This window comes from Providencia sp. (assembly GCF_003533305.1).
GTDB lineage: Bacteria > Pseudomonadota > Gammaproteobacteria > Enterobacterales > Enterobacteriaceae > Providencia.
Genome location: NZ_DOEH01000013.1, coordinates 213,710 through 226,222, shown reverse-complemented (window position 1 = coordinate 226,222; position 12,513 = coordinate 213,710). Strand labels below are relative to the sequence as shown.

At 38.8% G+C, this 12,513-nt stretch carries 7 protein-coding genes; 2 read left to right on the top strand and 5 right to left on the bottom strand.

Annotated elements, in window-relative coordinates:
- Positions 1-256 precede the first annotated feature (256 nt).
- The 4 genes from DD649_RS07095 to DD649_RS07080 form a co-directional block, all read right to left on the bottom strand.
- Positions 257-601: a YfiM family lipoprotein gene (locus DD649_RS07095; RefSeq protein WP_294105072.1), complete on the bottom strand. Its 345-nt coding sequence runs from the start codon at positions 599-601 to the stop codon at positions 257-259.
- Positions 602-667: 66 nt separating this feature from the next.
- Positions 668-2,023, bottom strand: a complete 1,356-nt coding sequence (gene pssA / locus DD649_RS07090) for a CDP-diacylglycerol--serine O-phosphatidyltransferase (RefSeq protein ID WP_294105070.1) — start codon at positions 2,021-2,023, stop codon at positions 668-670.
- Positions 2,024-2,176: 153 nt separating this feature from the next.
- Positions 2,177-4,822 carry a bifunctional acetate--CoA ligase family protein/GNAT family N-acetyltransferase gene (locus tag DD649_RS07085; RefSeq protein WP_294105068.1) on the bottom strand — a complete coding sequence of 882 codons (2,646 nt, stop codon included), beginning with the start codon at positions 4,820-4,822 and terminating at the stop codon, positions 2,177-2,179.
- Between the two features lie 266 nt (positions 4,823-5,088).
- The gene (locus DD649_RS07080; RefSeq protein ID WP_294105066.1) at positions 5,089-5,790 is read right to left on the bottom strand and encodes a tRNA-uridine aminocarboxypropyltransferase; all 702 of its coding nucleotides are present in this window, start codon (positions 5,788-5,790) and stop codon (positions 5,089-5,091) included.
- A 190-nt stretch (positions 5,791-5,980) separates the two neighbouring features.
- Here DD649_RS07080 and DD649_RS07075 point away from each other — a divergent pair, with 190 nt between their 5' ends.
- Both DD649_RS07075 and pta read left to right on the top strand, forming a co-directional pair.
- Positions 5,981-7,060, top strand: coding sequence for a tRNA/rRNA methyltransferase (locus DD649_RS07075; protein WP_294105064.1), 1,080 nt, complete (start codon positions 5,981-5,983; stop codon positions 7,058-7,060).
- Positions 7,061-7,630: 570 nt separating this feature from the next.
- Positions 7,631-10,879: an autotransporter Pta gene (gene pta / locus DD649_RS07070; RefSeq protein ID WP_294105062.1), complete on the top strand. Its 3,249-nt coding sequence runs from the start codon at positions 7,631-7,633 to the stop codon at positions 10,877-10,879.
- Between the two features lie 95 nt (positions 10,880-10,974).
- On the opposite strand, the gene emrB is transcribed toward pta, so the two are convergent.
- Positions 10,975-12,513 (bottom strand): multidrug efflux MFS transporter permease subunit EmrB, encoded by a 1,539-nt coding sequence (gene emrB, locus DD649_RS07065; protein WP_294105061.1) that lies wholly within the window; start codon positions 12,511-12,513, stop codon positions 10,975-10,977.

The following is a 12,513-nucleotide window of genomic DNA, read 5'->3' as shown; positions in this document are numbered from 1 at the left end:
TGTTATTGTTAGTCTTATTTTAGGCTGTATTAAGCTTTTTTGGGCTGTAAATTAATTTAGCGAATGGTTGTATAGAATGTAAGGCCGTGAGTGATAACACTTATTTAGTATGTTAGGCGCTATTTTTAAGTTTATTTAAGGTTACATTAAATAGTATTGAAATGAGGGTGAGCTTGAAGTATTTATTTCGGAAAATTTAACTACATAATGAGTAGTGAGGTATTAAATATAATTAACACTATTTTTAGTGTCATTTTTATTTAAAGGACTGATATAAGCTATAACCTGCTATAGAGCCTGCAACATCGTAGGCAAAGTCGTGCCAACTCCAACCTGTTCCTTCTGGCCGACTATCATAAAATTCTTTTGCTGCTCCTAATGATAAAGAAAATAAGATACCGAATTGCGCTGCATCTCTATGTGACATGTTTTGCCTATCTGCATATGCATTACCAGCAGCGGCCATGGCTGTAGAAAAAGCAAAATGTTGTGCTTTATCTTTACCGGTCCAATTATCATTTGACCAATGAAATCCAGTACACCCCGTGAGCACAAGAATGAAAGAGAACATAATTAAAGGACTTGAGCGGTTAATTAGCATTTTGGTATCACTAACTTGTCGTGAATTAGGGGGAAAACGCCACAGAAGTGACGTTTTGGCGTTAATTTATAAAATACGGCTTATGAGACGGTCAACACGTATTCTTCGTAATCGACGAATAAGTTTTTTCACTTTGACTGGATAGCTTTGAATATTGTCTAGCTCACGGTAATGACCAACAACTTTGGTATGAGTACGAATACATTCCAATTCATGGCTACGTTGTTCTTGTAGCTCTTGTTTGGGGTCATGTAGTAGGATTGCATTTTCAAGATCTAAGCCCCATGCTCGAGGATTTAGATTATTACCGGTGATCAATTGCCAGCTATCATCGACCCACATACCCTTGAGGTGGTAGGTATTATCGCTATCTTTCCATAGTCTTACTGTGAGCTGTTTTGAGTCAACAAAACGCTGTAATCGACTGATAAATTTACGTAAATTTATTTCATACAGATAAGGTAGCGCACCAATTATTTTAAATGGTTCTTCTGGCGGGATATAAAAGTCATTGGCCGTTTTATCCCCAATAATAATTTCTACTTGCTTACCTTCACGTAGTAACCGACTTATAATTCTAACAAGTACCGCGGGAAGATTAAAATAAGGTGTGCAAATAGTCAGTTTATTGGTCGTTGAACTCATTAAATGGGTTATCACGCGATTTAAATCATTCTTTTTACCAAGTCCGACAAATGGAGTTACTGCAAATTCATCATTAGATGCATCACCTAGAAATTGGTAAGACTCATCTTTTAATGATAGGCGGAATTGTTTAATTAAATGCTTAAATTCTGCAGTTTTCGGTCGTGTAGCCGTATTTAGTAAGTGAATGGCATTTGATTCTAACAGCGTGTTGTCAATATATTGCTTCATCGTAGCTGTTAATTGGCCATTTTTGATAATCTGGTATCTGTCATAGCGGTATTTTTCATGACGATGCAGATATACATCATTAATACTTGCGCCGCTGTAGAGCAGAGTATCGTCAAACAAAAAACCTTTAAGATGGAGAACACCTAATGCTTCACGAGTATTTACCGGAATACCAAAAATAGGAATCTCTACACTAGGGTAGCTTTGCGCAACTTCATAATACCAGTCAGCATTGGTTAAATTTGCCGCAGCACCAATTCGACCACGTTGAGCGCGGTGCCAATCAACTAGGATTTTAATCTCTAGGGATGGATTAGCTTGCTTAGCTGCATATAAAGCATGAAGTATGTCTTTACCTGCATCATCTTTTTCTAAATACAGAGCCGTAATGTAGATGGTTTTTTGTGCTTGAGAGATTAGCTCAAGCAGAGCATCACGAAAATCTTCTGTTTTATATAGCGTTCTAACATCAGCAATGGATTGAGACAATTTAGGTAAATTTGCCAAATATTGTTGATGTTTTGCTTGTTTTAATTTTGACAACATCACAGTTTGAATTTTCTCTTATTAGTCCAATAGCAAATCGCTTTGCACAAATATTTTAGCGAATGATCTACGGATGATAGCATATTTAGCCAAGTCGTTAGGAATAAATTGAATACCTGTTTAATCAATATACAAATTTACCCTAATGCATTTTTAAAGATGGAGTGTAAGGTTAACAATGCCATCTTCAAATTGAACCTCAATATTAAATCCTAGTTTTTTAGCTAAACTTATCATATTACGATTCTCAGGCATGGTAATTGCTATCAGTTTTTTAATACCATGAGCGCGAGTGTAATTTAATAGCTTTTGCATTAGCTGATAACCTAATGTTTGCCCTTTCATATCTGATCTGACGAGAACCGCAAATTCAGCCTCTTGATTGTCAGGATCGGCCATTGCTCGTGTCACACCAATAATTTCAGGTATCGTATTTTGATTTTTAACAGCAACAAATGCCATTTCACGGTCATAATCGATTTGTGTCATATTAGCGAGATCGTCATGGGTAAATTCGCTAATTTCACTGAAATATCGGTAATACAGATCTTCCTTTGTGACGCGTTCAATAAATGATTTTAAAAGTGGCTCATCTTCAGGAAGAATTGGACGTAGCAGGCAGATTAAGTCATCTTTTAATTGGATTGTTTCTTCTAACTCACTTGGATAGGGGCGAATGGCTAATCGGGATGTTGCTGTGCCACTCGTTTCGCTTAATGTCATTGACACATCGAGTAAAGTGAACTCGTCCCCAGCGGCGAGTAACGGGTGTATATCTAAACGAGATATATTAGGGCAGTCGATAATAAGGTTGGATACACGTACTAATAAACTGGCTAGACCTGGAATGTTTAGTGGTTCGAGCGCACTTCGAGCTTTGATTTTATAGCCTTTAATCGCATTTATCACGAGATATCTGGCTAAGGCTAGATTTAATGGAGGTAAAGCTACAGCAGCTTGGCTTTCTTGTTGCCACTCGATACCACCTTCGCCTAGCATGATCAATGGACCGAAAACAGGATCTAATTCAACTGCAATCCTTAGTTCTTGAGCACCCGCTCGGTTGGCCATGCTTTGAACTAATAGTCCTTCAATTCGTGCATTTGGATAATTAACAGAAACACGTTCGATTATTGCTTTAGCGGCGTCTTCGACCTCTTTTGCATTACGTAGATATAGCATAACGCCTTGAACTTCTGATTTATGCATAATATCAGGAGAGCGTAATTTCAATGCGACGGGATAACCGATTTTTTCTGCAATATCAATGGCTTCTTGGCTAGAGTGAGCAATCCAAGTGGGTAGGCTATTTAGGCCATAAGCTTTCAAAATGGGTTGAACTTCATGAGTATCTAAATGCAAATTATTATTTTGCAAGGCTTGCTGAATATACTCATGAGCTTGTTGAGTATTGGCTGTAATACCAATAGGCAGCGCAGGTGTTTCTTTGAGTTGTTTTTGGTTACGACGATATTCCACCATATGCATATAAGCAGTGATAGCACCTTCTGGGGTTCGATAGGTTGGAATACCTGCTTCACTAAATAAGCGTCGCGATTCTTGGGATGAATATTCACCGCACCAGTTAGTTAAAATCGTTAGCCATTTACCTCTAGGATGCTGTTTTATGGCTTTTATTATTTTTTCAGCCATGACTTTACTTTCAGTAATTGCGCTTGGGGTATGTATGAGGAGTAGCGCATCATGGTCATGACTATCAAGCATTTTATTCAAGACACTGATGTACCTCTCAACCGTTGAATCATCTCCGAGATCAATAGGATTGTGCGTTGATAAATCTAGAGGTAATAATGCACTGAGCTCATTTTCAGTTTCAGGGCTGAGTTTAGCTAATTTTCCATTACGTTGCAGAAGTTCATCTAGTGCCATTGCCGCAGGTGCTGAGCCGTTACTCATGATAGATAATCGCTCACCTCTGAGTGGTGTCATATAACTGAGAGTTTCTACGGCAGAAAACATTTCATGGGTATCTTGTACTCGCAGTAATCCTGCCCGTTGAATTGCTGCGTCATAGGCGGCATCAAGACTTGGTTTTTCGCCAAGTAACTCTTGCGCTTTTCGGGTTCTACCACTTTTGACTACTAATATTGGTTTATTACGTGAGGCGCTGCGTGATGATGATAGAAAGCGCCGAGCGTCACTTATATTTTCAAGGTAGAGCAAAATAGCACTGGTTTTACTGTCGCGAGCGAGATAATCAAGTAAATCATCGATATCAATGTCGATGCTATCGCCTAAAGCAATAAAATATGAAAAACCAATATCACGATGCCTTGCCCAATCAAGAACCGTATTAGAAACCGCTGCTGATTGAGAAATAAATGCGAGTTTACCTTTTAGAATCGGTATTGGTGAGAAACTGGCATTTAACCCCTGCCATGGCGCTAGAAAACCGAGGCTATTTGGGCCAAGTAGCCTAATTTGGTATTGTTGAGCAATTTTTTTTAGTTCATTGAATTGAATTGAGGGTGAAGAAAGAATAATAACGACATTACAGCCCGCTTCACCTAGCTGACGTAAACAATCTATATTTCTTGAGTAATGGGTGCAAATAACCGCGAGGTCGGGTTTTAGTGGGAGTTTATCAATCGAAGGATAAGCTAGAACGCCAAGAACTGAATTTCTGCTTGGATTTACGGGAAGAATCGGGCCTTTGAAGCCACTACCTAACAGGTTTCTCATCATAACTGAGCCTGCACGATTAGGGTTTTCTGAGGCACCAATAACAACGATTGATTTTGGTCTGAACAAAGATTCTAACTGACTCACTAAACCCATGGCAGATAACCTTTTACTTTGATGAGCGGGGGGCTCGCTCAATGAATATCTTTATTGATACGATATCGATATAACGACATTTTGTATCAATAATATGCCTCATCTTTTACATTACGCTAGTTTAGACTGTGACTTTAACTGAATTATATAAGCATGTTCACGTTTTATGATGAAGGTTATCTGAAATTTATCACTTTTGACCTCACTAAAGAAATGAAGGCTGATCCAAAAGGATATTATCGAAAGGTTAAATTGTTATGGAATAATTATTGGGTCGTTTTAGCTAAAATTTGCTGTGCAATAGGGTGAGATGGTTTTCCTTCAAGATACTTATGTCTAAATAAGTTGAAGTGAGTAAATAGTTGTTTAGATGCATCCATATCTCCGGCAAGTTCAAGTACAGTTGCCGCAATTTCAGCGGTGCAATGCTGCTCTTCTCTTGAAGGCGTTCGCAGTAGATAATCGGTTCTTGCTTTGGTATTGATGGATAATAGGGGAATATTATCTAAGTAAGGACTTTTTCTAAACATTTTACTGGCCTCAGGCCAAGTACCGTCTAATAAAATAAATAGCGCGGGTTTGTTTGAAATATTGGGTTGATTGACGACAATACGCTGACTTTGAGCATAGCTTTCGGGAAATATAAGGTAAGGCTGTCTTGTTGGATCTTGTAAAACAGACAATAACTGTGTGTCAGGATCTGTTCGTGACCATTGAAATGCAAGTGTATTCGGTAAAATATCGGCGATAAGTTTACCTGTATTACTAGGCTTAAATACTTCTCCATCAAACATAATGAGGCAAAATTGGCTTTTTGCATTCATTGGTACTGTTTGTGCGCAAAAACATTGTCGAATAGGTAATAAGCAATATTGGCAGCGCTTTACCCGGCAACCCCTAGCCTTGAAAGGTTTAGTTGAAAGGGCAAGACGTTTTTGACGTAAGTGATAAACTGCATTTTGAGTCATGGGAGTAAGGTATGTGAGCCGCTATAAAACAAGGCGTGTATTGTACGTAAAACGCTTTGTATACGATAGAAGTATATTCAATATCTTTTCGGTGAGATAATAGCCTTTATAGTGAGATAATCGTGTGAATTGGTGGCGCAGTCTTGAAACATCATGTAATCTTCGCGCCAAAGCTCAGTAGGGGATAGTGATGAACGACTCGAATGATTTTAGCGGTAAAAACGGCAAAGTAAAAGTGATGTATGTCCGCAGTGAAGGGCAGGATGACAATAAAGGTAGCGATAAGCGCCAAAATGATAATAAGCGTCGTGGTGGCCGTGATGACCGTGGCGATAGAAGAGGCTCTGATAATAGAAGCGGTGGACGTAACGAACGTTCAGGCCGCTCAGGACGTTCAGATAGCGATAGAGATAGCGCTCCTCGCGAACGTTCCCCGTGGCGTACAATTTCTCGACCAGATAGTGAAGAGTTAATTAATGACCACGGTGGCATTTCAGGTAAAAGCCTGATTGATCCGGAACAATTACGTAAACAACGTCAGGAAGAAACGCGCATTTACGGTGAGAACGCTTGCCAAGCGATGTTTAAAAACCGTCCAGATGCGATTGTTCGTGCATGGTTTTTGAAGTCTGTCACTCCGCGTTTTCGTGATGCGTTGAAGTGGATGGCTGCAAATCGTAAAGCATATCATGTGGTTGATGATGAAGAGTTAGAAAAAGCATCAGGTACAGAGCATCATGGTGGCGTTTGTTTTATTATTAAAAAACGCGGCGGTATGGATGTCGAGACCTATTTGCAAGAAGCAACTGACAAAGATTGCGTATTAGCACTGGAAGATGTGGGAAATCCACATAACCTTGGCGGGATCATGCGTAGTTGTGCACATTTTGGTGTGCAGGGTGTGATTTTACAGGATGCGGGCATGTTGGAGTCTGGTGCTGCGATCCGTACTGCTGAAGGTGGCGCTGAACATATTAAGGCGATTGATGCGGATGGTTTTACTTCAACATTAACTAAGTTCCGTGATGCAGGTTACACCATCGTAACCACTTCAAGCCATAAAGGTAGCCAAGACATTGCGAAAGCACAGTTACCGGCCAAAATGGTGCTTGTGTTAGGTCAAGAAAGCGATGGCCTAAGTGATAGCGCATGGGATGAAGGTGATATGAGCGTGTATATTGGCGGTACAGGTAAAGTTGAAAGTCTCAACGTTTCTGTTGCGACGGGTGTTATGCTAGCTCAATGGTGGCAGCAAAATAAAACCAAGTAAGCAAATATAAAATTATCAACTTCGATAAACCATACATGAAAAGCTAAATCAGCTAATTAATGTATGGTTTTTTTATTATTAATCCCTGTACTGACCTCGGCTATTTCTTTTTTAATTTATTGTACTTCTATTATAGAACAGTCACCTATAAATAAGTGTGTGGTGACTAAAAATAATGCTCTAGTTATTGATGAAAAGCCTTAATTATTTAAAGTAAGGTTTTATCTTTATTTTACTAAATGCTGATGTTTTTTTGTTAATTAGTTTGTAGCGATTGTTTCTTAGTATGTCTCCTTCTTATTTAATATGTTTAAAATTTGAATAATTGTATCGAAAAGCAAGATAAACATAGTGTTGAGTGTTTATAAAGTAGCTTACTTTGATCTTGTATCGTTAGATTTATCTAGTTAATTGCCTATGAGTAGTTAATTTATCTTAATTTTCATTTTGAAATAATGTTTTTGGGATGCTGTTCAAATATTTATTTTTATAAAAAATAGATTATCTCCATGATTTTATTTTTTGATTCTTAATTAATGTTATTAATTTAAATATAACTAAGGTATTGGAATGAACAAAGAGATAGCGTCGAATTTACGTTGTAGTTCAAAAAATAATCACTCTATAAATAAATATGTTATCAATAAACATAGATTTCAACTTTCTGTTGTTGCTTCTGCATTACTTTTTTCTGGATATGCCATTTCTTATTCAGAAATGGGGCAACTTGGTGATAAACAAAGTTGGGAAAGCCAAGAATATCAGAAAGACTGGGGACTTTCTGCCATGAATGCATCTAGTGCTTATGCCCTTGGTTATCATGGGCAAGGTGCAAAAATCGGTGTAATGGATTCAGGAGCTTTGTTATCTCATCAGGAGCTGAGTGGTTCCCGTTTTCATGCAGTTAAGGCAAAAGGAGAATATGGCACAACGGGTATGCGCTATCCCCAAGAAATGGGTGGGCATTATGAAAAAGGCCAGCTTTTTGATGTTGATGGTAATTGGATAAAAGGTGTTAATGACACTCATGGCACGCATGTAACGGGTACTGTCGGCGCTAATCGTGATGGTGACGGTATGCACGGGGTTGCTTGGGGATCTGATATTTATCTAGGTAATACCGGTGCAACAGACAGTAATAACTATGGCCCGTATCAGGATTATCAATACTTTTATACGGGTTGGAAAGCGATGGTTGATGCTGGTGCTCAGGTAATTAATAACAGCTGGGGGACTAACCCTCGCATTATTAATACTATTCCAACTAAAGGTCCTGATGGCGGTAATACCACCGTACATATGCCTGTGGATACGACGGCACAAACAGAATATGAATATTTTTATTTCAAAAAAGTTTATGGTGACAAGCCTTCATTTGTCGATGCAGCTTTTGATGCAGTGAAAGGGACGAATGTGGTTCAAGTTTTCACAACAGGTAACCGTGATTTTGCTAACCCATATTATCGTCCTTTATATCCTTATTTTAATCCAGAGGCTGAAAACCATTGGATTGCAGTGGCGGGACTTAAACAAACTGCGGATAAATCAGGCTATCAATTAGAAAAAGTATTTAATGAAGCAGGTAATGCAAAATGGTGGACGGTTGTTGCTCCGGGTCGGAATATTTACTCTACCGTTGTTGATGAAGAAGGAAACCCAGGTTGGGATACTTTTAGTGGTACCTCAATGGCCGCGCCGCACGTTACTGGTGCTATGGGTGTTCTGATGTCTCGCTATCAAGCCATGAATGCAATGCAAGTGCGTGACTTGATGTTTACAACGGCGAACCGCTATAACCCAGATGGTTCTTTATATGATAGTTGGACATCAGCAGAAGGGACACCTGACATTCGCTATGGCTGGGGAACACCCGATTTAGAGAAAGGGATGTATGGGCCTGGCCAATTTTTAGGGAAATTTGAATATCAGCTTGATGCCGTCCCGTTAGATGTTTGGACTAATGATATTTCTCAAACTGCGCTAGATTTACGTAAACAAGAAGATACTGCATGGTTAGCGGCTTATAAAGATAAGGGCATCGCTGCTGGCGGCGATTACAGCTTAGGTGATGATTTTATTATTAACGATGGTAATTCAGATCCGACTTCTCATATTGTCAGTAAAGAAGATGCACAAAAATGGCGCCAAGAGTATTACCAAAAACGTGCGGATGCCATTCAAGCTAAATTAGATGCAGGCTTATATGATGGTACATTGGTGAAAAAAGGCCAAGGTACATTAGTCATGACGGGTGATAATACTTATCGTGGTGGTACAACGGTTGAACAAGGCACTTTATATGGTTTCACTGAATCTTTTGGTTTGGAAGCGGTGAATGTGAATGGTGGTAAATTCGGTATTATCGATCGTTATAATGATGTATTTACACAAAAAGGCCAGCTAGCATCTAATGAAAGTCATAAAGCCAATATTAATATTAACGATAAAGGCACTTTTTTAGTAATGGCAGGACATAATGTTAATGTCGGTGATGTGTCATTAAATAACGGTGCTGCATTAGATGTTGGCGCTGATAATGTCGGCCAACTACGCGATGTTTATTTGAATAACAATGTTGCGACAGGTATCGTTAATGCGGATAATTTAGTTGATAACCGTATTAAAATGAAAATGGCTGCAACTGATAATAATCTAGAAACAAATAATGATTATGCGTTATTCGATAAAAATGTTTCGGTTAAAGATAATACAATTAAAGGCACTATAAGTAAGAAAGCAGATACCTCGTTATCTACATTTGCGAATAATGAAAATGGCCGTGCTATTGCTAATGCGATAGATAATAAAGGAAGTGGCGAATTATTTAATGCAGTATTACCAATGAATAAAAGCGACTTGAGTCGTACTTATCAATCACTCGGTAATGATATGTATTTAAATGCGAATAATGCAAGTGTAGTTAATGTATTGGGGTTAACTCGAACAGTAAAAGATCAAGCAATTGGTATTGGCCATGGTCGTTACGCAGCGCTAGAAAATAGTCAGGCCCGTATTTGGATGACAGGTATCGGTCAATGGGGTAATGCAGATTATGGTAATAGTAACATGGATGTGGATTTCTATGCTGGACTCGTCGGCGCAGAAATTGATGTGACTTCACAGACTAAAGCTGGGTTATTCTTTGGTGCAGGTTCAACCAAATATAAAGCGAATGAACAGGGTAAAATAGACAGTAACGATATTCACATCGGTTTATACGGTGTATCCAATATTTATGATGTTGCTTCTTTAAATTATGGTATCACTCATACTAATCAAGACCGTGATGCTAAACGTACATTATGGGTAGGACAAGCTTCGGGGAATAATTCTGTCAGTTATGATGCTAAAATTACGCAGTTATTCTTAGAAGGCGCTTACACACAATTTAATACCGATAAGTATTCAATTGAACCATATACTGGATTCAATTGGTTACGAGTATCAACAGATAATATTCATGAGCAAGTGGGGAATATGCAGTTCACTAGCAAAACGGACTCTCAAGATATTCAGGTTGGTACAGTTGGTTTACGTGGTGGTTATCCATTTACAGCAGGCAATATTAATATGGCATTAAAAGGGGATGTTTCTGCTAGCCATATTTTTGGTGATAATCGCCCTGAGGCTAAATTGTTCCTTTCTAATTCAGGTGAAGCAACCTTGAGAGGCGGAAAATTGGATAATTTATTTGGCGTAGGTTTCGGTGTTGATGCGCAATTAAATAAATCAACGACTTTTGGTGTTTCTTACCAAGGCCAATATAATAGTGATGTCAGTTCTAGTGGTATTAATGCAACACTGAAAATTAATTTTTAATTTAGATTAAACTCATACTTTAGTTTTATTAGTGATTAAAAATGTGACCCTATATCATCGATTATCGGTTTTATAGGGTCATTTCATTTGATTAACTAATGGCCTCCGCCGCCGTCTTTTGAGCCAGCCCCAAAAGGTGGCTTCGCAAACCAAACAAGCACCATTAATAAGATGAAAACGCCTGCGGATAACCAAAATATTTCATTGGCTGATATGATTAATCCCTGATCTGTAATACTTTTTGCTATATAAGCGGCACTTTGTTGCTCATTCATACCGACCTGTGCCAGTTCGTTGTACATGTGCTGAGCATTTGGATTAAATGGATTGACAAATTCAGTTAAGTTTTCGTGGTGCATTGCCTCACGTTGTGTCCATAAAGTTGTGGTGATAGATGTTCCTATTGCCCCAGCTAACGTTCGAACAAAGTTAGATAAACTGGAGGCTGACGCCATTCTTTCTGGAGGTAATCCAGATAAAGTAATGGTGGTTAATGGCATAAAGAAGCAAGCAATCGCCAAGCCTTGAACAAATTGAGGCCAAGCTGCTGCCGCAAAACTCATTCCAGGTTCAAAAGTATATGCACGCCAATAATAACAAATAGCATAGACAATAAAGCTAAATGTCACTAAATAACGCATATCAATACGATTGCCGAATCGACCAATAATCGGTGTAATTAATAACGGTAATAAACCGATAGGTGCGGAAGCGAGTCCTGCCCAAGTTGCCGTATAACCAAAGACTTGCTGCAATAATTGTGGCAGTAGGACAATGGTTCCAAAATAAAGCAGATATGCAAGACTGAGTGATAAGCAGCCTATGGTGAAATTTCGTTCTTTAAATAGTGAGAGGTCAATAACGGGGTGCTCATCTGTAAGCTCCCATACAATTAAGAATGCAATAGCTATAACAGCAACAATTGTTAGTACAATAATTTCAGTTGAGTTAAACCAATCGAGCTCTTTGCCTTGGTCAAGCATGATCTGTAGCGCGCCAATACCTACGACCAGTAGAACGAGGCCAATAGTATCAATGGGTCTGATAGATATATTGGTTTCACGGCCTTTGAGTGTTTTCATAATGGCAAAAATAATAGCAACACTAAAAGGAACATTAATAAAGAATATCCATCCCCAATGGTAGTTATCACTAATATATCCACCTAAAATAGGGCCACAAATCGGGGCGACAACAATGGTCATTGACCAAAGTGCAAGTGCCATATTCCGTTTTGCTGGTGGATAATTATTGAGTAATAAGCTTTGAGACAATGGGATCAAAGGACCTGCAACTAATCCTTGTAATACACGGAATAAAATTAACATTTCTAGGCTACCGGAGATCCCGCATAGCCATGATGTTAGTGCAAATAAACCCGTTGACCATAAAAATAATCTGACTTCTCCGATCCTACGGGCGAGCCATCCCGTTATCGGTATCGATATCGCATTCGCTACACCAAATGAGGTAATAACCCATATGCCTTGCGTATTCGATGCACCCAAGTTCCCAGATATGGTTGGAATAGCAACGTTAGCTATTGTTGAATCAAGTACTTGCATGAATGTTGCGAGTGAAAGCGCAACTGTCATCCATGCAAGTTTCGATCCTGTTAGCGGTGCATTAGTCAC